Genomic DNA, 23,924 nt, shown 5'->3' on the forward strand with positions numbered 1-23,924 from the left:
TCCTAATGTTCTTTGACAGAAAAAGCTTATCATATTTGTAAACGCTTCATTTTGTGGTATGCTACAAAAGTCTTCTCGATTTTATGTCCATCCCTACAAAGGAGCCAAAATAATATGATTGATCTCAAATCAGTTTTAAATAGCCAACATCAGCGAATAACTCCAATTAATCGAGCAAATCCTGCAAGCCGATTGGTTAGCGCTATCACAATTATGGACAACATTGCGGTTGAACAATGGCTAAGAGGTGGCGAAATCGTACTCGTAGGATCACATACGTTACCAAATGACCAAAATAAGTTAAAAGAGCTTTTGTCTCAGCTCAAAATAAACCAAGCATGTTGTCTAATAATCAAACATGTTGTTCCATTCACTGCTAATCAGGAGTTTTTAATCCATTTTTCCGAAAAAATTGACTTGCCTGTCTTTCAACTAGCCACAAATGTAACCTACTTAGAATTAATGAACGATGTGAACACAATGCTCTTTAAAGACCGGCAAAGTGTTCGTTTAGCGGAATTAGATCTCAACCATCTTTTGAAAACGGATTATCCGCACGACAGCGACTTTGATTATATTTCAAGTTTGAAAAATATTGATCTCTATAAACAACAAGTATGCGTCATGCAGTTTGTGCTTATGACACAGTCAAGTCCTGATAAGCGACTTCGCGATTTGTTCGCGCTAACCACACAGTTACAATCCATTTTTGATGTCTTCATCCACAGTGAATTGTTACTTAGCCACTTCATCCTACCAACCTCTACTGGCGCAAATGTTGTCTTATTTACCAATGAAGGGATTAACTATGAGGATACTAAAGCTCGTTACTCCCAGGTAACATCCCAAATTCGTATTCCAGACAAAGCATTATACGTTGGTCTTTCAAATCTGCACCCCGCTAAGCAATTACATGAATCTTATCAAGAAGCAGTCTTCAGTATCAAAATTGCTAAAATTTTTAACCAGCGAAATCAAGTCACTTCTTTTAACACCATTGCATTGTGGTCGCTCATCAACAATAGTCTCCAATCAAAAAAATCCGAATTATTATCACAAGAAATACAAGATATTTTTAAGAGTGCCGAAATATTCGACACTTTAGCAGCTTATTTTCAAAACAATGAATCCATTAAAGAGACCAGCCGGCAACTATATACTCATCCAAATACCGTTCGCTATCGATTGAAAGAGATTACCACTCGCACAGGCCTTGATTATCAGAAAACCGATGACAAATTCAGACTATACGTTGCTGTGATTATACAGACACTTAGGCAAGGAAAGCATTAGGCCATAATGGTCTAGATCAATGGCTGAATTGAATCTATGTAAATGTAAATCATTCAATTTTGAATTCAAAAAAAGACTCTCTGTGTATCACACAGAGAGCCTCTAATCATTAGTGCCGTGCACCCGGTCGCTTTTCTTCAGGCGCTGGCGGGATAACCGCCTTACCGCCTTTTTTAATATGCTTATAGTTCACAACCGTTTTGTTCTTCATATCTTCAACTAACGAAGCGTCATCAGGCGAAAAACTGTCAATGGTCAGCATCGCTGCATTGGCGTATAGCTTTTCGACGGTTCCTTTGAAACTCAATGGCACATCCTTGGTCTTGCGCACTGAAACTTTGTCGCCTACAACGATATCTTGTGACACACAAAAACCTCCTCTTGAACGCGGTGTTTTGAACCCATCAGTTGGCTGAGAAACATCGCACTGGGACAAAAACTTAAATAAACTAAGTTAAGGTGGGGAGATTCACTTAGTTGCCTGCACCTTGACCTTAATTGGTGCGTTCAGATCAACCGAATCACTGTAATGCTGCAACAAGTAGCGTTGCATGGCTTCACGTGCTTCCTTCTTGGTCATCTGGTGACAGATCCGCGAAGAATCGTGCCGATGACCCCATTTGTCCGTGTATTGACCTACAACTGCATAATCACGAAGATGCGCTGCAAATAACATGATTCCCCTAACCACCTTTTCTAATTGTACCATGACTCGGTACGCGTATTTGTATCACAAGATGCATTTATACACCCTAATCGGTTCCGTTTCAACCACTTCAGCGAAAAAAGATGTTACAGTTGTCCGCAGTTCACTGGACCCCAGTAACATCAATGGTTTAGCGACTATGATTCTTTCTCTTTTAAGAGTCGATTGGCTACCCGACATCTCTTTGAAGCGGCTTGTCATATGTTGTGTCCAGACGATCACTTTTACTCTGCTTCATTTTATTGAACGCAATGACGGTCCGGCCAATCAAATCCTGCACGTTGAACCGATCGCGCCTGTCATAATCCAGAATCTTCACGAGCGCCGCGTTTTCGTAACATTTTTCGATTTGACCGATGAAAGCATGTTCCATATTTCCATTGGCTTGGCACAAAACGGTCATTCCTGTTTTTGCGTGTTTCATCTTAATTGCCTCCTTGTGAGCGTGTGCTGGCTCCTGCGCCAGCGCACGCGTTAATGAATTTAGTTAAGATTATCAACACGAATATCTTATTGTCAACATAGTTATTATTTTATATATAAATATTCATGCTTTCGTCACAAATTGCCGCAGTAGCAAGCGATTGTGACGTTGTTTTGACGTCAATTAGGCCCTTTTTTGTCCCGGATTTATCTTGACAACAAACCGTTTTTAAGAATGCCAAGCAAAAGATAGATCACCTAATCTGCAATTTTCAATATTGACATTCGCACTAAAAAAGCCAACGATGATGTGCAGTAAACTCTTGGCAAGGCGATGATTTTTGTGGACAGGCACGTTTTTGGAGCAACTTTTTCTTCACTACGTTCAACCAACTTCCGCCGATTTTGGATCGGACAGTGTATTTCGGTCATGGGGACTTGGATTCAACGAACTACCCAGACATGGCTGGTTTACCAGATGACCAAGTCCGCTTTTCTGGTCGGCTTACTGGCTGCGGCCCAATTTGTTCCTATTATGGCGCTCACTTTAGTTGCCGGCACGCTGATCGACCGCTATCCCAAACGTCAGATCCTTTTGCTGACACAGTTTGGCTTTTTGGTGCTGGGCGCCATCATGACAACCCTGACTTTTTTAAAAATCATTCAATACTGGCAGATCCTTGCGATCGCTTTAGGCTATGGGATTCTTCAGAGTTTTGACACGCCCACTAGGCAATCATATGTCATCGAACTTGTCGGCAGAAAAGATCTTATGAACGGCATCTCGCTGAATTCGTCTATTTTCAATCTGGCCAAAATTGCCGGTCCGTCTTTAGCCGGGATCCTCATGGTGACGATCGGCGTGGCACCGTGTTTTCTGATTGACACCTTGAGCTATATTGCGATTATTATTGGCTTGTTTATGATTCACCAGGAACATCCGGTTGCCCGGCACACGCCGCGCCACATCATTGCCGATGTCAAAGAGGGACTTGTTTATATTGTGCATCATGACAATGTCAAACTGAGTGCCGAACTCATGCTGATTATTTGCACGTTAAATTTCAACAATAATGTCATCATCCCCATTTATGCCCAGGAAGTTCTGGGCCGCGGTGCCCAAGGCTATGCCAACCTGTTGTCAGCCACTGGTATTGGGTCACTTATCGCGGCATTTCTCATGAGTTACCTTGCCCGATTCGGTCTTCGTCGCGATTTATATCTGTTAGTCGCACTAGGAACAGCTTTGATCCAAACGTTGATGATTTTTATCCACGTTTACTGGTTAGCCATGATTTTTATGATCGTCATTGGCTTTTGCAATATGGTTTTTCTGAATCAGTCCAATGCGGCGTTTCAGTTTTCGATTCCCAACGAGCTGCGCGGTCGCATCATGAGTGTCTATGTTTTACTCAACCAAGGCTCAACGCCAATTGGCAGTTTGTATGTCGGAGGCCTCATGGACGTTGCTGGTGGCTTATGGGGATTTCCTTCCTGCGGCTTGTTGGCACTGTTGTTACTCATTCCAACCTTGTTCGGCCATCGTGGGACCGTTAAACGCTGGTTGCACGCCAAAACCGCCGACTGATGCTGAATATATAAAAAGCCACTTGATGACGACATATTTATTGGTAAAACAATACGCTAATCTTCACGCACCTGGCCATTGCCTAGCACCTGATACTTAATCGTCGTCAATGCAGCCAAACCCATCGGCCCACGGGCGTGCAGCTTTTGGGTGCTGATGCCGATTTCGGCACCGAAACCGAACTCAAAGCCATCCGTGAACCGCGTTGAAGCATTCACATACACCACCGCAGTATCAACCTGTTGGAGAAATTGCTGAATGTTTTGATAATTATCCGTGATGATGGCCTCGCTGTGCTTCGTGTTGTGCGCGTTGATATGCGCGATTGCCGCTTCTTCGGAATCCACGACTTTGACTGCCATGATGAGGTCATTATACTCCGTGTCCCAATCTTCGTCCGTCGCCGCGTGCATGCTTGGCACGATGGCGCGCGCTCGCTGATCGCCGCGCAGTTCAACGCCGTGTTCCTGCAACGCTTTGGCAATCACCGGTAGCTGCTCGTCAGCCACATCCGCATGAATCAAGAGCTTTTCGGCAGCATTGCAAACAGATGGCCGCTGAACCTTGGCGTTGACCACAATCGCCACCGCCATGTCCAGCTGCGCCTGGGCATCAACATAAATGTGGCAATTGCCAGCACCCGTCTCAATCACCGGGACCGTTGCCTGCTCCACAACTGCTTTAATCAGGCCGCGCCCGCCTCGCGGAATCAACACATCGAGGTAATCGTTGAGATGCATTAATTGATTGGCCACTTCATGCCGCGTATCCGTCACCAACTGAACCGCATCCCTCGGCAACCCGTGCGCCGCCAATGCATCTTGCAAAACCGTTGCCAATGCCATATTGCTATGCAAGGCTTCCTTGCCGCCGCGTAGAATGACGGCATTACCACTTTTAAATGTCAACGCCGCAGCATCCACCGTCACGTTCGGCCGCGCTTCATAAATCATCCCGACAACGCCTAAAGGAACCCGTTTTTGAGCAATCGTCAGCCCAGCATGATTCACCCATGCGCGATCCGTTTGGGAAGTGGGGTCGTCTAGGACTGCCACCTGCCGCACGCCTGCCGCCATGTCAGCAATCCGTGCTTCCGTCAACACCAGCCGATCCTTGAATTTGCTCGGCATCGTGCTGGCAGCTTTCAGATCTGCTTGATTAGCTGCCAAAATCGTTTCCGTGTGCGTCTCCAGTGCATCAGCCATGGCCAGTAAGCCGGCATTTTTCTGCGCCGTGGTTAATTGGCCAAGAATAGCTGCGGCCGCCTTAGCAGCTTTGCCCATTTGTTCAAGATCGATCGTCGTTGTATCCATTTAAATTGTCTCCTTTGCCGATTGTGAGCCGCAACAGCTGCCAAAATGGCTGCCTTTTTCCTCGTGTCCTCTTATACGTGTGGTTTTGAATTCAACTATTTGAAGCTTGGTTATCAGACGACACCTGCTCCAAAACGTTGCCAAACCACGTTCCGACTGGCTCACCAGCGACGATGCGCAGGATGATCCGCGGATCACGGCCGCTTGCCAGCACCATCTGTTTGCCGGCACGCATCATCGTTTGCGCGGCTTTTAGTTTCGTCACCATTCCACCGGTCCCAAAACGCGTCGAACTGCCACCGGCGCTGGCTAAAACCTTGGCAGACAAATGGGTGATTTCCGGAATCAGCGCCGCATCCGGATGCCGGTTAGGATCCTGATCATAAAGCCCGTCAATATCGGAAAGTACCATCAGCAAATCCGCATCAATCTGCTTTGTGACCAAGGCCGAAAGCTGATCGTTATCGCCAAAAGTTGTCCGATGATCCAACTCATCCACAGCCACACTATCATTCTCGTTAATGATCGGAATGACCTGCTGGGCAAGCAAAGCATCAATCGTATCAAGCACATGTTGGCGAGTTTGCGGATAATCAAACACATCATGCGTCAGCAATAATTGACCGATTTTGGCGCCGTAATCGCTAAACCGTTGCGTATACAAGGTCATCAGCTCTGACTGGCCGATTGCCGCAAGCGCCTGTTGATGGGCGATCGCGGCAGGGCGCGCACTCACCCCGAGCTTCGCCATCCCGACCCCGATCGCACCAGATGTAACCAAAACCAATTCATAGCCTTGATTATTCAGCGCAGTTAAGGCATACGCCAGCCGATCGATCGTCTGTAAATTCACCTTGCCATTTTGGTGAATCAAACTGCTTGTTCCGATTTTGACCACAATCCGTTTACAATGCATTGCCCGTTTTACCATCGTTACCTCCGCACACTACAACTTTCTCAGCATTCAAAAAAGCACCGTTTTGATCGAGACACCCGTTAAGGCGGTACCATTCTCGTTCAAAGCAGTGCTTTGCGCTTTTTCATGATTTAATTAATTTGAGCTTTAACCTCAAGCTTGGATTCGCGAACCATTCAGAACTTTCAGCAAGTGTTCTGATCTCTGTGAGCCGCTACTATGACTTGATGAAGTGAATTGTATGCGGCGGGAGGGTAAAAGTCAAGCGCTTCGTTTCTTTAACGTAAAGCACTTACTGCCGTGTCACCGGCACGCGCAATGCATAAATTCGCGGTAATGAGTCGCGGCCACGTACCGGTTGGCCATTGACTGTTAACGCCCCCTGCTTCACGGATACTTTTACTGGTGAAGGTAGTCTCACTGCATAACGCTCCGGTAGTTTTAGTCTTTCAACGTAAAACCTACCATCATTCAGCTTCCGGGTAATACCGACAACACCTAATTGATCAGCCTGAGCTAGGTAAACTCCATTAGCCGTCAGCGGGTTGCCGACAAGCTGCCAATCGCCGTTTTTCATTCGGTACTGTTTGCGTCCTTTAATGTCGAAGCGGTAAAAAGCAAAAATTCCGCCGGCAAGCGGTCGCTGACACCCATCCGGAAAAACCGCCATTTGTTGAAATAGCGGCACCGACTTTTGCGACTGCTGCGTCACAACTGTTTGTTGCGTTGTAAGTGATATTGGTTTGGTCTTGACGCCAGCACCTTGCAACCCCATGACGGCCAAAATGGCTGCCCCCGCAATCAAAATTTTAATGATGATGTGTTTCCCCCGCATTTCCCCACCTCCATGTATTAATTTTTAAATATATTAACAATAAGTTTATCAGTTTGACTAGATGATTTGCTAACAATACACGTGTTATTAAAAATGATTCTGCAACTCACAAAATACTGCAGCGCTGTAATTTCAAAACAGGTAGAATTACGCTACCAGAACCTCTTTTCCCCGAATTCGTCATCTTTTAACGACATCAAAAAATCCCGATCCGTCAATGCGCTTATGGCAAAGATGGATCAGGATTAAAATATGCTGTTTATTTATAAACTGCGACTAGGCGCGGACAATTTTACCAACCGCAATTGGCAGGGTCACGTGCGCATCGTAGTTCATGACCGTGCCCTTGACCGTATCAGGCAACTTCAGTGAATCCGGAACACCGTGAATATAAATCACACGTTTGTCGAGTTGCAAATCTTCACTGCCAAATGCGGCTTTGAAAGCCTGTTGGAGTTCCTTCAAATCAACGAGCTTCTCATAGGCGTAATGCCCTTCCGCATCAGCAACCGGATAACTGTCATTTGGCACATGCATCTTGGCAGGTTCAGCATCAAACGGCACCATGGTCGTACCGGAAACTGGCTCTGTTTCTGGCAAATCAACGAAACCATCACCGTTAGCATCTTGCGCCGCCGTAGCAATTTCCGCTGGCTTCCCATCAGGAAAACCATGGAAGTGTTCCCAATGCTGGACGTTTGCTGGTGTATCAAACATCTCAATGTGGATCCGCAGTTGCGCACCATCAACCGTAAATTCAGCGGTGCCATGCGGCTTCGTACCGATTTTCTCTGCATTCAGCGGTACAATCTCTGCCGTGTATTTCTCAGCCATATAAATCAGCTCCTGTTATGATTTTTGGAACACCCTTAGAATAACGTTTATTTTTTAATTGCTCAAATTTTAAAAGAAAATTTTTAAAGGGTGGCTTCCCACGGCATTTGTTTCGAGTAATTCATTCGGCTAAAAAGAGTCCCGAAAAGGGTTTAAACATGCGCTCTTAATCATATGCGATTATACTGATTTTAAATTTACTCGCGACTGAACGGGGGGAGTCCAATGTTAGTTCACAAACCGAAATACTTTTTCTGGAAGGCAATTAGCGTGTGGTTGATTGCGATTGGTGCTATGTATTTGGTTGATGCTTTTGGTGAGCACATTAGGTTGAACGATATGCTGCAAAATATATACCGTGGCTTGGTTCTGTTTGGCATTTTGCTGCTCCTCAACTGGCTGTTCATTCATCAAAAAGTTAGCTGGAAGCCAAGCTTAACCATCTTCAAGGCTTTGCTACTGGGAATTCCGACCTATCTCTTTGTTTGCTATGTCACGTATATAGGCTCGCAACAACTTCATCTGGACTACGATTGGCCTTTTGCCATTTCCGTGGGGCTCGCTGCCGGCCCTTTTGAAGAGTATCTTTGTCGCGGGTTGCTCTTAGGACTGTTGCTGAAAACCTTTAATCGATATTCTAAAGTCACCCAGATCTGGACGGCAGTGCTTATCTCAAGTTTGCTATTTGGGTTATTGCATGCCATCAATCTCAGCTACCAATCACTGAACGACACAATTTTGCAAATGATTTCCGCATGTCTTGGTGGTGTGTTCTATAGTGCGGTTTATTTGCGAACGGGCACTATCTTGATGGCGATGATTGTGCACGGCCTATGGGATTTTATTTTAAATCTCGTACGCCCCAGTTTGTTCAATATCCCCGTGGCTCTTACGGGCGCAATCGTGATCGCAGACGTTTTAGAAATCTTGATCAGTATTTTTTATCTACGGAAATCCAAGATACGCACCATTCAACTTGAAAAACTGACATAGCTTTACTTTTTCATCGCTTTGCAGCCTCCAACAGTCGCTCCCTCAGTGCCGGATCAGCCGCATAAAGGTACAAGCCATGCTTTGCCCTTTTCAGCAAAATGTTAATGGCATTCATCATAATCGCGGCCTTGGCGTCCTGCGTGTCTGCCAGATCCGGCCGCTTTTTGAAGGCTTCTTTGTCTTGGTACTGTGCCAAGTTGACGGTCAGGCGATCGCGTTGCTTATCGTAGCCGAGACTTGGTCCCAAAATCACGCCGGCATAATTTAAGTCAAATCCTTGAATCGTATAAATCGAGCCGACCTCATGGAGCGTTTCCGGCCGTTGCGCCCATGGTCGATCGGTGAAGTTGATTTTGTCCCATGGCAGACGCAAGGATCCCGCAGTGACATACCAGGTTTTGTTGTCCAATACCGTAAACGGATAGTCTGCGGTCGCAATCATGCGCGACAATCCCACCGCCGCATCGCGTTGCTGAATCAGTTGATACATCGGCCGGCCATCAGCAAAAATTCGGAAGTCAAAGTTTGCCGGTTGCGGCAATGGCATGATCCGCCCACGGACAAAATGATCAATCCAGCGAGTCACCGCCGCATCCCCTACCCGCATCTGCTCGGTTAGCCGATAATGCGTCACGGGATAATCGCGCGTAATTCGTTTGAGCAGCGCTGGGGTCCAAAAGCTTTTGAGTTTTACCAGTTGATGAAAATCAAAGACCAGCACCACCAGTTTCGCCAAGCGAAGGATATCTGCCAACTGATTGGTATCCCGAAAATTGTTATACGGGTCTGGCGCGGTCAAAAGCAAGTGGCCTTCGTCAATGAACACAATATCAGCCTTTTTACCTGCTTTTCGATAAGCGTTGATAAAAGGCGTGGGCTTCATGAAATCCTTTTTGTGGAAATAGGCTTTAGTTCCGGCAATTTCTTTGTAAATCTTCAGCATTTCATTGTGATTCACCAACAGCTTATTGTCCGTTCCTGCAAGTGGCCCACTATCTGCACGCGCGGCTTGTTGCAACTGGGCAAACGCCGCATCCAGTACCACACTTTTACCGGATCCCGCATCCCCTGAAATGATCAGCAGATGCGTTTGATTCGTTGGATAATTGGTGATAATGAAGTCATGAATGTGTTGCTTCAAGGCAGCCTGTGCTGAAGTCAAAGCCGCGTCCTGTGGCAAAATAAACGTTGATTGCGCTAAGTCCGGCATATGAGCACCTCCGAAATTAATATAGCATTTTCAAATTAAGTTGCCACACGTCTTCGCCAGTTAGTTAATCGGAATGACTTTTCAAAAAGAACACTAAAAGAAACCTATCTGTAAAGCAAATCACACACTTTATTCATATAAAGCGGTTAAACTATAAGTAACAAGTTTGAACTGTTATTCAAGAACTAGGAGTACTTCATATGCCTTCAATTGCTGATTACCCACAACGCCCGAGTTTGGCGTCATTTCAACAATCTCCATTGACTGAGCTGGACGCTGGTTTATTTGCGCAGCTTGGTTATTTGAATTTTAATTACCTCATTGGCCAGCCGTATGCCCGGTTTGCCGATTTAAATGACAGTATGCGGCTGCATAAGGCGACTTTAACCACATGGGCCATCCCAACACACCAAGCCATGCTGCATGCGATGCATCAGAGTAAGCGATTTGCCCGCGTTGCATGGACCAACTGGCTCGAAACCTGCAGCCACCGCAATGAAGAAGACTTTGCGGCCATCACCTTTACGCTGGCACCGGATGAGTATTGCGTTAGTTTCCGTGGCACGACGAATAAACTGGTCGGTTGGAAAGAAGATCTCAATATGAGCTTCATGCCAACCATTCCGGCGCAGCGACGGGCTTTAAGTTATTTGACTAAGCAAATCAGCCGCCACCCTGGCACCTATTATCTAACTGGGCACTCCAAGGGCGGCAGCCTCGCCACTTACGCGTTTGACCACCTGCCAGAACCGCTCGCCGATCAAGTTGCACATGTCTATAGCTTTGATGGGCCAAGTGGCGTCCCACTCGATCCCAGCCATCGCGACCGCGTGACCAAGCTTGTACCGCAAAGTTCGCTCATCGGCGTCAGTTTGGATCCGGCAACCAACTTTGAAGTCGTTAAAAGCCGCGTCAAATTATTCGGTCAGCATGATGTGCTCACCTGGAGCATTGCAGACGACACCTTCACGCACTTGCCGACAACGACGTGGGTTTCGCGCTATTTTCAAAAAACCTTCGCCCTGTGGTTAGCCGGCCTTGATGCTAAGGCAACTGCCATCACGGTTGACGCTTTGTACCGAATCCTGCGCAGCGGCAACGCCATTACACTCGATGATCTGGCGAAAACCAAAAACCACTGGCGCCACTATTTCCACGCCTTCCGTAGTTTGGACAAACATCATCGCAAACAGCTAGGCCGTTCATTCCGCGGTCTGCTCGGCGCAATGGCGGGATCGTTGGTGCAAACCCATTAAAAGTAGCAAATTGGTATGACTGTCCCACAAGATGTCTAAGAAAAAACGTTCCGCCAGACAAGCAACCGTCTTGCGGAACGTTTTTGTTTGTGTTGACATTTTTGGAACATGTGCGACTATCGACCGCTCAGAAAAATTACACAAACCGCATCACACCAGTACTCTATGATTCTTAGACCCGTGCTGAGCAAAAAAGGCTTGTGCAAAATCAAAAATGCTTTGACAATGTTCTCAAGGGGGTAAAGGTATGCAGTTCAGTGACAAACTCAAAATGGCACGCCAACAGCAGCACTATACGCAGACACAAGTCGCCGATCAATTACACGTGTCACCGAAAACCATTTCCAGTTGGGAGAACGCCCGCAGTTTTCCTGACATTAGCACACTCGTCAAAATCAGCGACTTCTATGATATCTCATTGGATCGCTTACTAAGGGAGGATCAGACCATGATGGAACACTATGAAGCTATCGACAAACAAACAATACGCGACAAACGGATTTTTCAGGTCACTTATTTCTTTAATCTTGTGCTTATTTTTGGGTTTGTGATTGTTCGTATACTCAGCTACACCCCACCCATTTTGCAGCAAATTGGCGGTTGGTTAATGTTGGCATTCTTCGTCAATCTGATTGTCTTGGCGACACATTATCCGGACTATCGGCTATGGACCCGCTCATGGCCACGGAGAATCTTGTTAATCGTTCTCACTATTGGCTTTGCGACAATCTTCTTCCTTATTAACCAGGAACCGATAACTATTCCCGCGGGAGACAGTTACTACCAAAACGGTTACGCGGCTGGCGCACAGCTTCGCATGGTAACGTTTCCTATCATCCAAACCTTGAGTACCATTTTTGCTGTCTTTGGTTTTGAAAGTGTTTTAGATAAGAACTAACTTTTAATCATAACCGTTTTGTTCGCTGCGCTGACCTTCAAGCTCGGTGTTTGACCGAGCTTTTTGTTACTTCTTGATTTTAGAAGCCAACACAAACCATACCGTATCAACAACCCTACGACCCTTATACGCCCTAACTTGCAAAAATACTGTACATTTTTAGCTATACCTTAGCAATAAAACAGGTGGTGAAAAACTTGCAACTTAGCGACAAGCTGAAACTAGTACGACAGCAACAGCATTATACGCAGACACAAGTCGCCGAGCAATTACATGTGTCACCAAAAACCATTTCCAGTTGGGAGAACGCGCGCAGTTTTCCTGATATTAGCACACTCGTCAAAATCAGCGATCTCTATGATATCTCATTGGATCGTCTATTACGGGAGGATCGAACCATGATGGATCATTATGAAGCTATCGACAAACATGCATTACGCGATAAGCGGATTTTTCAGGTCACTTACTTCGTTAACCTTATACTTCTTTTGGGTATCGTGAGTTTGAAAATGCTCACTGTTATGCTGCCTTGGGTGCGTCAATATGCTATCGGGTTAAGCTTGATATTCATTGTGAATCTGATTGTATTAGCAACACACTATCCTGATTATCATCAGTGGGTTCGTTCACGACCGAGACTAGCCTTATTCCTCATACTTCTTGTGGGACTCACAACGACCTTAATTTTTATTGGCTTATATGAACCAATTACAGTCCCCGGTGGCGATAACTCGTATGCTCAGGAAGCTTATATAGCCGGTTCAAAGATGGGCATTGTCTTACGCGGCATAGCAGTGACTTTCAGTACCATCTTCATCGTCTTCGGTTCTGAAGAGATCTTGGACAAAAATTAGGGTTTTATTCATAGCATACCTAGCGCACAAAAATCACAATTCTGTTTCTTGCTTGGTCTTGAACCAAGCTTTTTTAGTTGATTATCAATTGAGATGATTTTTTGATGGGTGGCTCATAATCCGTGTCACACCAACAACTCTACGATTCTTAGAGCCACTATTTCACAAAAAGACTTGTACATTTTTAGTCACACCTTAACAATAGCAACAGGTGGTGAAGAATATGCAGCTTAGCGACAAGCTGAAATTGGCTCGGCAACAACAGCACTTGACCCAAACCCAAGTTGCCGAGCAACTACATGTTTCAGCAAAAACAATTTCCAGCTGGGAGAATGCGCGTAGCTTCCCCGACGTCGGAACTTTGGTCAGTATCAGTGACTTTTATAACATTTCTTTGGATCAATTACTTAGGGAGGACCGTACAATGATGGAGCATTACGAAACAATCAGCAAACAGGCACAAAGAGACAAATGGTATTTCAAAATTACATATTATCTAAATGTCATCTTTGTTTTAAGCACCTTGGCTTTAAAAACCATTCCGAATAACCTAGAGACTGCATCAAGGTGGGTTTTACTTGCATCAATTATCAATTTAATGGTCTTAGCGACCCACTATCCCAACTACCACGCTTGGATCGAAGGGTTAAATCACCGAATGTTGTTAGGTATCATCCTTACGCTGGGTATTCTCATTTTGATGATGCAGTTCAACGCTTCTGGTTTGGTTCCTAAATTGTATCCAGAAACAAACCACTTGGCCTCTTTAGTCGGTTTTTATACAGGAATTTTATTGGGTTGCGTGTTACGAGTCTTTAGCATCTGCTTTATGATCTTTGGCTTCGCCGAACTCAAAGAAAAGCCTTAATCCCCCGGCATTCACAGCATTCCCAAGCCAGCCAATTGCGCTGGCTTTTTTTTAACTGAGATATCTTGCTTTACAAGGTATCTTGTCATGATTATACTATGCTTAACAAGGTATCAAGGGAGGCGAGGCCATGCAACCTTCATCGCAAATGCTGAAGGGCATTCTAGAAGGCGCCATCTTGAAAATTATTCAGCAAGGCGATATTTACGGCTACGCTTTACACGAAAAGTTGGCCGCGCTTGGGTTTGGCGACATTCCTGAAGGCACCATCTATCCTTTACTGTTGAAGCTGCAGAGAAATAAACTCATCATCGGTGTCCGCCGACCAACCGGCAATGGCCCTGATCGCAAATACTACCATCTCACCGATGAAGGAGAAAAGACACTCACCATTTTTCAACAACAATGGCATCAATTGGTTCAAGCCATGGCAAATCTCAATCAAGGAGGCGAATCGTGATGAAAAAACTAAACCAACTCCGAGCTGCCAATGACCAACAACTCAAAAAGATTCACGGTACAGACTATAGTTACACGGAATCCGTCATCATCTATTTACGCAGCAAGTTAAGTAAAGATCCCTATGCCATTGAAGAGGCTATTAGCGACTTACTGGCGACTCTCATTGACGCCCAAGAGTCTGGCCACCGCGTCGCAAGCTTTTTCAGCGATGACCCGCAAAAGGCTGCGGATCATATTCTAATGGAGTTACCACATGTTCCGGTTTGGTACCTCCTGAATCAGTATTGGCCAGTGTTCATGTTTCTCTTTGCCGCTAGCATCTTCCCTACAATTAGTCAGAGAAGCCAGCTGTCCTTAGTAAGTGTTGGCGGACCAATCCTGTTTGCCGTTGCTTTCGTCAACATTCCATTTACCCGGGGCCTCTCATTCAACAAACTCTCACGCAAAACCGTTTATAATATCGTATTTTGGTTTATTTTGATACTGATGGTGCTTGTGGGCCTCGGCTATTTGACGGCGAGAATCTCTCCTTTTTCAGTTTCCAGATCAACGCTCACGTTCTACTGCGTTAGCTTCCTCGTGCTAAATCTAATCGGTGCTTTGAGTTTTCGCAAGGTTGCTCACTTGTTTCTCGCATGGACCTGTGTGTGGTTGCTGGCATTCATTGGTATGATGTTGCCCACTTCGCCACTGACTGTTGGCATCGCGATTACCGGCGTGCTCGTTGCCACCCTTTTGTTGTTCTATCATCCTGAGCCGAAATCACAGTTACCTGTCTAACTCAGCCAAGTTTCAAGGAGGCGACACCTCATGAAAAAATTAACCCAACTTCGCACCGCCAATGATCAACAACTCAAAAAGATTCACGGTACGGACTACACCTACACCGAAACAGTCATCCAATATTTACGCGGTGATCTACGCAAAGACCCTTATGCCATTGAACAGGCTATTAGCGACTTATTGGCAACGTTGATCGACGCACAACAGAATGGTCATAAAGTAGCAGACTTCTTCAGTGACGATCCTCAGGCGGCAGCCGACAATATTTTAAAAGAGCTGCCACACATCTCAATCACTTACCTTTTCACGATGTATTGGCCACTGCTCATGTTTCTGCTCATTCAAAATATATTGATGATGTTAATCAGCCTGAGTCTGCGTTTCAGCCTGAGCGATGTAATCTCCATCAATTTGGTTGCTTTACTCATGATTGGCGCATCGTTTGCCCGCGGCATTTTCTTTAACAAACTCTCGCGCAAAACAATCGTTGGATTATGGGCATTCGTAGTGCTCATTCTGGTCGGACCATTTTTAACCGGCTACTTGTTCCGTGGCATGTCGGCCTTTGCTATTTCAAGTCCGACACTCATCAAGTTTTCAGTCATTCTTTGTGCCCTTAATCTAGTCTGTGCACTGTGGTTACGGCCTATTTTTCTCATCTTCCTCGGCTGGACCGGCGTATGGCTAATCGCCGCGCTCGGCCTTGCTTTGCCTTCTTCTGAATTGACAGTCATCTTGGGCATCACCGGGATGCTCTGCACGCTCGGATTACTTTTCTACCGGCCCGATCCGTTGCATTCGTCAACAAACGGCACTAGCATCCATTCTTAGTCGCCATTTCCCATCTTTATCTAAAAAATAAACTAAAAGCACTCGCCTCGCCGTTATAGCGTTCACCCATCGGTCCAATTGCTGTAAAGAGTCGTCCCGCAGCAGCCGGCATTTGCAAATGGTTAAGCAAAACGTACCGCGAAATCGTCCGCTTCAACTTAACCGCAACTATCTGATAAGCCGTCCCGTTTTACAATTCTTGAGCCGCCATTAATAAGTCACGCCGAATTTGTGGGTAGGCCGTCATTTCAGGATCGTTATAAGCTGTATCGATCGCCTGAAATAACTGGGTTTCTTTTTTATTCATTTTGGGCACCTCCAGGATGAATGCAGTTTAGCGCGTTACTGTATTTGATGCAATGTTACATCGCTTTTTGTCTAGAAGAACGTGTCGTTTTGACAACTTGAAAAATAACGCAACGTTTATTTGGGAAAACCCAACGTTTATTTAAATTTTGTCACAACGCGGCGGTTTTGTTGCAAACTGAGGGTTAGTAAAAGCATTCATTGCAAAGCAACGGGAGGGCGCATATGACCGATTCAACCTACAAATTCGCTGTCGAACCAACCCTAGGGCAAAATTTACGAGGTGGCTGCTCATCATGAACGCAAAAGAAGCGCTTATCAGTACCTGTGTTTTCACGGTTTTCCTTTTTGGCGTTGATTTATTTTTAGGTGGCCACTTTCAGGTCTTCAGAAATCTGTTTACTGGAGTCGTGTTCTTTTTGATCGTCTGGATTTCGGGATACCTATTCCATAAGGAGGCGTAAATCTTGTTCGAGCCTGAGCCCATCGCGGATTTTATTGCGATGGGTTTTTGAATGTCCAATTCTGGTGTCTGCCCGAAACTCCCTAATCCTCGTGCAGCCAATCCTATCAAATCCATATTGCATCGACACAAAATTATTTGTAAAGTTGAGATGGTGTTACGTCTCGCTTTGTGAAGTTTTGGGGGGACGAACCTTAGTGCAATGGATAGCCACCAAGCCAGCGCGATCCACTTTTAATCAGTGTCGCGCCTGCTTTTGCAAAAATTGGAAATCGTATTCAGGTTAAGAAAGGATCTTTCAAGTGAAATATCGTTTATTAGGCAAAACCGGTTACAAAGTCAGTGAAGTTTCCCTCGGCACTTGGCAATTAGGCGGCAAGTGGGGTGCGCCGTTTGATGCCAAGGTTGCGCGCGAAACTTTGGAAGAAGCTTATGCTCATGGCGTCAACTTTTTTGATACTGCCGATGGTTATCAAGGCGGTGAAAGCGAAAAAATGGTCGGCGCCTTTGTCAAACAGCATTCTGACGTTCATTTCACGACCAAAATCGGCCGTAAAGAAGAACCATTGACTGCCGAGCATTTTGATCCTGATCATGTACGCCGCTATGTCGATGAATCGTTACAAAATATGGGCTTGGACAGTCTGGATATTGTCTTGTTGCATTGTCCGCCAATGCAGGTCTATTACCAACCTGAGACGTTCTTTGCACTAGACACCTTGCAAAAAGCCGGCAAGATCCGACATTACGGCGTCAGCATCGAGCGCGCCGAGGAAGGCATTAAAGCTTTGGACTATGACACGGCTGTCGTTGAAGTGATTTTCAACATGTTCCGTCTGCGCCCTGCCGAAACCTTCTTCCCGCTGGCCAAACAACATGATGTTGGCATTCTCGCTCGCGTCCCATTATCAAGCGGCTTACTGACCGGCAAGTTCGATGAAAACACCAAATTTGCCCCGACCGATCAACGAGCCAACAATCGTCACGGCGAGCACTTCAGCAAAGGTGAAACTTTCTCCGGCGTTGATTATCTAACCGGCGTTAAAGCTGCCCGTGAACTTAAGGAACGCCTCGGCTCCGACAATCTCGCCGCAACCGCATTGCGTTTTATCTTAATGTATGATGCTGTTTCAGCCGTCATCCCGGGCGCCAGCAACCCTACCCAAATCGAACGCAACACCGATGCTGCGGACGTGCCGCCACTGACGCCTGAACAGATGGCAGTGGTCAAAGATGTGTATGATCGCCTCATCAAAAATCCAGTTGGATACGAATGGTAACAGCTTCATCACTGTTGTCAAAAGCTACCGCTCACCGATTTATATCGATGTAAGGGTACATTTACACGCCACCAGAGTGTGATCAAGGCCAGCTCACACGTTAGCTAGGCGGCATCAGGATTTATGCACCACTCATTGCTGCCGGCAGCTTTCTTTGGCAACAGCGCTGTTGCGACATAACGATTTGTTTCATTGCTGACAAATCAAATCATTCAAACAAACAACGCAACAACCCCACTTTGCCTGGCAAAGTGGGGTTGTTTGTGTGCTTCGGATGACTAGAGGCTCAATCGCTTTTCCGCCACCGCGAATCCATAATCAGACGCGCGGTAAATAAGCCCAGTGGCAAAAACATAATAATGAGTGCCGCGCGGGTCATCCATTCCGCGCCAACGCCAATGTTGTTAAGACCGATATTATACACAGCCCGATAAATATAAAGGCCCGGAACCATGATCACAATTGATGGCACGGTCAGCGAAATTCGCGGATAGCCGTCAACCCGGTTGATCGCCGAGGCAATCAAACCAGCCACCAAGGCACCGATAAACGCTGCCGCAGCTGGCGGAATCGTATTTAAATCCACTAGTTCAAGCCGCAACGTGTTGGCGACGGCCCCGATCAAACCAGCCTGAACTGCCATGCGCCGCGGGCTGTTGAACATCACGGAGAAACCGAAAACCCCACAAAAGCTGGCGATGAGCCGGAAAACCAGTAAAAGTGCCGGATTAAGGCCTAAATCGGCAAAATTCTCCGGGCGCAAGTGCACCACCATGGCCACTAACCACCCAACCAATGAAGCGACAATCGTGATCATCAAAGCATATAACAGCCGCTCCATGCCTGAGCGCATATCCTGCTTGGAAATATCCAACATACTGGTGATAAACGGGAAGCCCGGAATGACGAATAACATAGCACCGATATAGCCAGCCTCATGCCGTGCAGCAATTCCCAAGCTCATTTCCAGGCCTCGGAAAACAAGAAAGTAAACCAGACAGGCAACCGCAACACTGACCCCGATGCACGCCAGCAACGTCCAATTGCGCCGAATCATGATCCCGCGCAGCCAGTTACCGATACCCGCACCGACAAAACAACAAATCATCTCAATCGGACCGCCACCAAGCAGAAAAACGAAGGCACAGCAGGCCAATGCCGCGGCAAGGCCAGCACGAAGCGGATCATAGTTGCCAGACATTTTCTGAATCTGATCAAGCCGGTGATGAATATCTCGTACCGTCTCTTTGGCATACTGCGCATCAAACTCGCGCACAAATCGTTCCAGCGCATCCAGCTTGTCCGTATTCACGCCACTTTGCGGCAACGACAATACTTCGGAATAAGCGTGGTTATTGCTGAAGCAGGTATACGACAATGAAATTAAGCCAATGTCAGCCGAACACGACATCCGCAAGGCTCGCGCCACCGTGTTCATGGCTTCCCGAACTCGCCACGCCCCTGTGCCACACGCCAGCAACATAATACCAACCCGGCCAACAAGCGATGCCCGTTCCTCAAGCGTTGCATGATCCGCCTGACGTTCTTCGCTAACGATGACGTCATACCAAGGAATCTGCATATGGTGTTTTTCTGAAAGCGGTGGATTCCCCTGCGCCGCCTGATTACTTTTTGACGTCATAACTTGTGCCAATCCTTCTTCTTATAGGAATATTCGTTTTGAAAAATGAAAAGAAACATTCACTATTTTAGCACAACTTTAGCTGGCTTATTTTAAAATATCGCCGCACTTGTTACTGGCGATTGAACATTTTATCAACAAAGTACTGCCAATATGTCTTTGTTCCGGTAATGACGGTTGCTTCTCCAGCGATGCCATAGTAGAGCGACTGTTGATGTGTTTTAGACAAGTGCACCCTAGCCTGGGCTTTAAAGTAGTTGCCGGTTTTGGGATTCACGGTTGGTGCAACGTCAACTGCATAAATCCGGCCGGTTATCGTCATAGGCGTCGGTACGTTCCGAGCGATTCGTAAGCGCACATTTTGGCCACGTTTCAGGCTCATGACCTCGGCCGGCGAAATTGCCAGCTTCAAATCAGCTTCTTTTTGCTTAGCCAAGTCCGGTAAAATCTGTGCTAAGACAGTGCCGGTCGGAATGTACTTGTTGCCACTTAGAGTTGCTTCAAGATGCAAAATCCCGTCGGCTGGCGCTTTGACCTGATAGTTATTGCGCTGATCTTGGAGTGCCGTCAGCTTTGCCTCGCCTTCCTGAATGGCCTGTTGCACCTTCAGTTGCTCCGCCGCGATGGTTTGCTGCATTTTGTTTTGCAAAGAAGCTAACTTTGCCTCATTTTGCCCTGTTTGTTGCGTAGAAAGATCGGCTTGCTTTTGGTTGGCGCGTTGGGTTTTCAGTGCAGCGAGCGCCTCTTTTTCACTTGTCAGCAGATTTTGCAACTGTGACTGGTACTGGCCTTTTAAGTTAGCGAGATTGGCCGCCTCCGTGTTTTTGGCTTCGGCTTGATATTGCCCATAAAGATAACCGTAAGCATGGTCGGCTTTTAGCGGCTGATCAGTTCGGATGGCGTTTTGAGCTTCACGAATCGCCGCTATTTTGTCCTCACTAGCCTGCATACTGGTCCGTAACAATTGATCAATTTCTTTGTTCTTGGCATTCGCCACGTTTTGAGTCGCATTCACGGCCTCCGACTCTAGTTCGTAAACTCGGCGCTGATTGAAATAATCGCGCACTTGTTGTTGATAGCCGAACTTGTCGGCAGTGGTAAAAAGATCCTTATTGGCGGCAATACTCCGATTGAGTGTGTCCAATTGGTCTTTTTGATCTTTTAGCGTGGCCAACTGTTGGTTCAACACCTTTAATTGTGCAGGATTGGCTACATCGTGATACACCAGCAGCGTCTCGCCTTTTTTGACCCGCTTGCCTTCCTTCATATGATTCGTCACAATCCGATTCGCTGTTGTCCCCTGAATGGTCACGGCCGTTTTAACTGGGGCAATTTCCGCCGCCGTTGTCACGGTCACTTCGCGTTTAGCAAAAATGAAAAAGAGCAACAGGCCTATAAACAGAATCGCTGTCGGCAAGATAATCATGGTCGAAAAATTGCGGTAACGATGGTTATAAAACTCGGTGGTCTCTAGTTTCTTAAGATCAATCATCGTCAACCTCCTTATTCACTCACCAACCGCGCATAATATCCCTGCTTCGCCAGCAGTTCGGCATGATTGCCCTGCTCAACAATTTCTCCATGATCCATCACCACAATCTGTTCGGTTTTAGCCGCGATGGTGAGTCGGTGGGCGACAAAAATAATCGTTCGATCCTTCATTGCCAACAACCGATCCACAATCCGCCGCTCCGTAATGGTATCCAAACTGCTAGTCGACTCATCAAAAATCAGCACTTTGGCCGGCGACAACAACGCCCGCGCAATCGCCAAGCGCTGCTTCTGACCACCTGATAAAATGCTCCCGCTTTCCGTGAGCTTGGTCTGCCACATTTGCGGCAAATTCATAATATCCGTGGCAATCTCCGCAACGGCACATGCGTCTTCAAGTTGCGCCTGCGTCAAATCGGCACGACTGCCTAACGTTAAGTTTTCCATCACCGATCCGGAAAAAATAAACGGCTCTTGCGGCACATACTCGATATATTGCCGCAGCGTCGTGAGCGCCACATCATCGATCTGCGCGCCATTAAAAGTGATTTTCCCCCTGCCTGTTTCGACCGGGTAAAAACCGACCAATAATTTGGCCAAAGTTGATTTACCTGACCCACTCATGCCGACAATCGTGTATTTAGCGTTTGCGGGCACTTCAAGATGGACATGCTTCAAAATATCCTGACCAAATCCATACTTGAAAGAAACGTCATTCACAATGATGGCGCCATCGATCAAGCTGCGATCGGTCAGATGGCGCTGTTCTTTAAACTCAGATTCAACCAAATAAACCTCATTCAGCCGATTATTCGCCACCTTAGCCATTTGCAATTTTGGTTGCAAGTTAATGATGCTTTCTAACGGATTGGTGAAGTATGACAGCAAGGCATTGAACGTCAGCATCTGCCCCAAGCTCATCTTGTTAGCCATCACCAGACTCGCCCCAATCCACAACACCACCACATTCAAGACGAGTTTCAGCAACCCCTTGATGGCTTGTTGAAGTTGGTCAGCTTTCGCGTAATTGAATGACTTTTTTAAATACGTAACGAATTCACGGTCAACCCGTTCATAACTGACTTTTTCGCCTGTCAGCGACTTAATGGTCTCAATACCGTTCAGATCCTCAATAATCGATGAGCTCAAAATGGCATTGCTTTCCATTGTCTCTTGATTCAGCCGATTGAAAGGACGTTGAAACGCGAAAACAATCACCAAGTAACAAGGCACCGCAATTAAGGACACCAGGAACAATGTAGTATTTTGAATGCCCAAAACAATGCCTAAAATAAGCACGATCCAAACGTCAAGAAACAGAGTCATAATCGTATTCGCCAAGGCATCAATAATTTTATTGGCGTCCGAAAACCGCGACACAATCTCCCCTGTCCGGCGCGTTGCAAAAAAGGACATGGGTAATTCATACAGATGCCGAACGTAACCTAAAATAACGTCAATCGACAATCGCTGGCCTAAAACCGCCATCAAGAAATTCTGGCCATACGTCAAAACGGATTGGAGAATGTAGGCGAGAATCAGCCCACTGGCGATCATCCCTAAAGTTGTCCGCATAGCACTTGGAATGTAGGTATCAATGATCGATTGCAGAAAATACGACCCAACAATGCTAATCACCGTGATCAACAAAGCCGCAACAATAATATTGGCAATAATCACTTTTTGCCGCGCGAGCAACGGCACGAAGGCAAACAAACTGCCTTTGTCCTCTTTGTGCGGTTGATATTGCGGTTCAGGCGCAATGAAAATAGCGACCCCCGACCACTCCTTGGTAAACTCATCTTTTGAAAGCCAGGTCATCGCGACTGAAGGGTCAGGATCACCGATTAAGATATGATCCTTCGTCGCCTTAAACACGACATAATAATGCAACAGCTCGCCGCGCTTCAAAACATGCACCAAGATCGGATATGAAACATCATCCAAATCAAACAACGTCATATCCGCCTTAACTGCCTTGGTTTCAAAATGAAGTTCCTGGGCAGCGCGAACAATGCCTAACGCCGTCGTTCCTTCTTGATCAGTCTTCGCCAGTTGCCGTAAATGTGCGAGTGAATAGTCGGACCCATGAAACTTCAGCAACATATTAAGCGCCGCAACGCCGCAATCACGCTCATCCACCTGAGGCGTGTAATAGCGTTTGTAGTATTTTGCTTGACCTAGTTTTAGTTTGTACTGAACCATTAAAGCCTCCTCATGTTGGATTTCAGATTGTAAAACATGCAACGTCCACAGTTCGCGGGCTCAGATGCGACAAGCTTGCTCGGAGCTTAGTCTTTTATCACAGATGTTAAGGTTGAGCATATTAACTGTCGCAAAGACAAATCTATGGTAATATGACTCTGCTGAGAATCAATAGCACCTTAAAATAGAGAATTTAATATTAAATAAAAATCGGAGTTTACTTTTTATTTAATAAAAACCTGTTTGTCCGTTGCTACATTCATGCGTCTTTGCCGAAGATATCAGGTCCTCACGCAGTTTTCTTTCCTGCACGCCTTAATGTTTTCCTCGAAAAAGACCCGCTATCCAACTCTTCAAATCCTCAAATGACTGGTTTGTGACACGATTGGTACCTCCACGTACATGTGAAAGACTGGAATCCGACATGATTGCCTCTTTCTTACTACTCTTTTTGTCAGTCATGGTAAGTTCCTC

At 46.2% G+C, this 23,924-nt stretch carries 24 protein-coding genes and 1 pseudogene; 12 read left to right on the plus strand and 13 right to left on the minus strand.

Annotated features, from left to right (window positions below):
• Positions 1–114: 114 nt before the first annotated feature.
• Positions 115–1,293 carry a helix-turn-helix domain-containing protein gene (locus tag LACPH_RS10985; protein ID WP_306386935.1) on the plus strand — a complete coding sequence of 393 codons (1,179 nt, stop codon included), beginning with the start codon at positions 115–117 and terminating at the stop codon, positions 1,291–1,293.
• A 109-nt stretch (positions 1,294–1,402) separates the two neighbouring features.
• Here the strand turns inward: LACPH_RS10985 and LACPH_RS10990 are convergent, their stop codons facing one another.
• The 3 genes from LACPH_RS10990 to LACPH_RS11000 form a co-directional block, all read right to left on the minus strand.
• Entirely contained in the window at positions 1,403–1,660 is a 258-nt protein-coding gene (locus LACPH_RS10990; protein WP_010492291.1) for a hypothetical protein, read from the minus strand.
• Between the two features lie 102 nt (positions 1,661–1,762).
• Entirely contained in the window at positions 1,763–1,969 is a 207-nt protein-coding gene (locus LACPH_RS10995; RefSeq protein WP_010492293.1) for a hypothetical protein, read from the minus strand.
• Positions 1,970–2,168: 199 nt separating this feature from the next.
• Positions 2,169–2,423 carry a hypothetical protein gene (locus LACPH_RS11000; RefSeq protein ID WP_049168996.1) on the minus strand — a complete coding sequence of 85 codons (255 nt, stop codon included), beginning with the start codon at positions 2,421–2,423 and terminating at the stop codon, positions 2,169–2,171.
• A 342-nt stretch (positions 2,424–2,765) separates the two neighbouring features.
• Between LACPH_RS11000 and LACPH_RS11005 the strand changes: the two genes are divergently transcribed.
• The gene (locus LACPH_RS11005; RefSeq protein ID WP_306386936.1) at positions 2,766–4,010 is read left to right on the plus strand and encodes an MFS transporter; all 1,245 of its coding nucleotides are present in this window, start codon (positions 2,766–2,768) and stop codon (positions 4,008–4,010) included.
• A gap of 56 nt (positions 4,011–4,066) precedes the next feature.
• Here LACPH_RS11005 and LACPH_RS11010 read toward each other — a convergent pair whose 3' ends face one another.
• From LACPH_RS11010 to LACPH_RS11025, 4 genes are all read right to left on the minus strand, one after another.
• Positions 4,067–5,323 (minus strand): glutamate-5-semialdehyde dehydrogenase, encoded by a 1,257-nt coding sequence (locus LACPH_RS11010; protein ID WP_306386937.1) that lies wholly within the window; start codon positions 5,321–5,323, stop codon positions 4,067–4,069.
• A 91-nt stretch (positions 5,324–5,414) separates the two neighbouring features.
• A complete protein-coding gene (gene proB, locus LACPH_RS11015) occupies positions 5,415–6,254 on the minus strand; it encodes a glutamate 5-kinase (RefSeq protein ID WP_306386938.1) in 840 nt (279 codons plus the stop codon).
• A 277-nt stretch (positions 6,255–6,531) separates the two neighbouring features.
• Entirely contained in the window at positions 6,532–7,074 is a 543-nt protein-coding gene (locus LACPH_RS11020) for a hypothetical protein (RefSeq protein WP_306386939.1), read from the minus strand.
• Positions 7,075–7,350: 276 nt separating this feature from the next.
• Complete coding sequence (locus LACPH_RS11025) at positions 7,351–7,908, minus strand: hypothetical protein (RefSeq protein ID WP_010492305.1); 558 nt, start codon at positions 7,906–7,908, stop codon at positions 7,351–7,353.
• 225 nt (positions 7,909–8,133) lie between these two features.
• Here LACPH_RS11025 and LACPH_RS11030 point away from each other — a divergent pair, with 225 nt between their 5' ends.
• Positions 8,134–8,901: a CPBP family intramembrane glutamic endopeptidase gene (locus tag LACPH_RS11030; RefSeq protein ID WP_306386940.1), complete on the plus strand. Its 768-nt coding sequence runs from the start codon at positions 8,134–8,136 to the stop codon at positions 8,899–8,901.
• A 10-nt stretch (positions 8,902–8,911) separates the two neighbouring features.
• On the opposite strand, the gene LACPH_RS11035 is transcribed toward LACPH_RS11030, so the two are convergent.
• Entirely contained in the window at positions 8,912–10,111 is a 1,200-nt protein-coding gene (locus tag LACPH_RS11035) for a DUF2075 domain-containing protein (RefSeq protein WP_306386941.1), read from the minus strand.
• 200 nt (positions 10,112–10,311) lie between these two features.
• Here LACPH_RS11035 and LACPH_RS11040 point away from each other — a divergent pair, with 200 nt between their 5' ends.
• From LACPH_RS11040 to LACPH_RS11070, 7 genes are all read left to right on the plus strand, one after another.
• A complete protein-coding gene (locus LACPH_RS11040) occupies positions 10,312–11,367 on the plus strand; it encodes an Mbeg1-like protein (protein ID WP_306386942.1) in 1,056 nt (351 codons plus the stop codon).
• Positions 11,368–11,614: 247 nt separating this feature from the next.
• Positions 11,615–12,265, plus strand: a complete 651-nt coding sequence (locus LACPH_RS11045; protein ID WP_306386943.1) for a helix-turn-helix domain-containing protein — start codon at positions 11,615–11,617, stop codon at positions 12,263–12,265.
• A 197-nt stretch (positions 12,266–12,462) separates the two neighbouring features.
• Positions 12,463–13,119: a helix-turn-helix domain-containing protein gene (locus tag LACPH_RS11050; RefSeq protein ID WP_306386944.1), complete on the plus strand. Its 657-nt coding sequence runs from the start codon at positions 12,463–12,465 to the stop codon at positions 13,117–13,119.
• 223 nt (positions 13,120–13,342) lie between these two features.
• Complete coding sequence (locus LACPH_RS11055) at positions 13,343–13,987, plus strand: helix-turn-helix domain-containing protein (protein WP_306386945.1); 645 nt, start codon at positions 13,343–13,345, stop codon at positions 13,985–13,987.
• A gap of 130 nt (positions 13,988–14,117) precedes the next feature.
• A complete protein-coding gene (locus tag LACPH_RS11060) occupies positions 14,118–14,447 on the plus strand; it encodes a PadR family transcriptional regulator (RefSeq protein ID WP_306386946.1) in 330 nt (109 codons plus the stop codon).
• Positions 14,447–15,229, plus strand: coding sequence for a hypothetical protein (locus LACPH_RS11065; RefSeq protein ID WP_306386947.1), 783 nt, complete (start codon positions 14,447–14,449; stop codon positions 15,227–15,229). Before LACPH_RS11060 ends, LACPH_RS11065 begins: the two co-directional genes overlap by 1 nt.
• A gap of 30 nt (positions 15,230–15,259) precedes the next feature.
• On the plus strand, positions 15,260–16,063 hold the full coding sequence (locus LACPH_RS11070; RefSeq protein ID WP_306386948.1) for a hypothetical protein: 804 nt from the start codon (positions 15,260–15,262) through the stop codon (positions 16,061–16,063).
• Between the two features lie 16 nt (positions 16,064–16,079).
• On the opposite strand, the pseudogene LACPH_RS11075 reads toward LACPH_RS11070, so the two are convergent.
• Positions 16,080–16,370, minus strand: a pseudogene (locus tag LACPH_RS11075) (bacteriocin immunity protein).
• Between the two features lie 295 nt (positions 16,371–16,665).
• On the opposite strand from LACPH_RS11075, the gene LACPH_RS11080 reads away from it, so the two are divergent.
• Positions 16,666–16,833 carry a hypothetical protein gene (locus LACPH_RS11080; protein WP_155807535.1) on the plus strand — a complete coding sequence of 56 codons (168 nt, stop codon included), beginning with the start codon at positions 16,666–16,668 and terminating at the stop codon, positions 16,831–16,833.
• Between the two features lie 301 nt (positions 16,834–17,134).
• Complete coding sequence (locus LACPH_RS11085) at positions 17,135–18,112, plus strand: aldo/keto reductase (protein ID WP_306386949.1); 978 nt, start codon at positions 17,135–17,137, stop codon at positions 18,110–18,112.
• Positions 18,113–18,398: 286 nt separating this feature from the next.
• Here the strand turns inward: LACPH_RS11085 and LACPH_RS11090 are convergent, their stop codons facing one another.
• The 4 genes from LACPH_RS11090 to LACPH_RS14315 form a co-directional block, all read right to left on the minus strand.
• A complete protein-coding gene (locus LACPH_RS11090; RefSeq protein WP_306386950.1) occupies positions 18,399–19,754 on the minus strand; it encodes a threonine/serine exporter family protein in 1,356 nt (451 codons plus the stop codon).
• A 112-nt stretch (positions 19,755–19,866) separates the two neighbouring features.
• Positions 19,867–21,246 carry a bacteriocin secretion accessory protein gene (locus LACPH_RS11095; RefSeq protein ID WP_306386951.1) on the minus strand — a complete coding sequence of 460 codons (1,380 nt, stop codon included), beginning with the start codon at positions 21,244–21,246 and terminating at the stop codon, positions 19,867–19,869.
• Positions 21,247–21,257: 11 nt separating this feature from the next.
• Positions 21,258–23,450: a peptide cleavage/export ABC transporter gene (locus tag LACPH_RS11100; protein ID WP_306386952.1), complete on the minus strand. Its 2,193-nt coding sequence runs from the start codon at positions 23,448–23,450 to the stop codon at positions 21,258–21,260.
• Between the two features lie 315 nt (positions 23,451–23,765).
• Positions 23,766–23,912 carry a bacteriocin-like peptide, LSEI_2386 family gene (locus LACPH_RS14315; RefSeq protein ID WP_370531180.1) on the minus strand — a complete coding sequence of 49 codons (147 nt, stop codon included), beginning with the start codon at positions 23,910–23,912 and terminating at the stop codon, positions 23,766–23,768.
• Positions 23,913–23,924 lie beyond the last annotated feature (12 nt).

It is taken from the genome of Lacticaseibacillus parahuelsenbergensis (genome assembly GCF_030770265.1).
Taxonomy (GTDB): domain Bacteria; phylum Bacillota; class Bacilli; order Lactobacillales; family Lactobacillaceae; genus Lacticaseibacillus; species Lacticaseibacillus casei.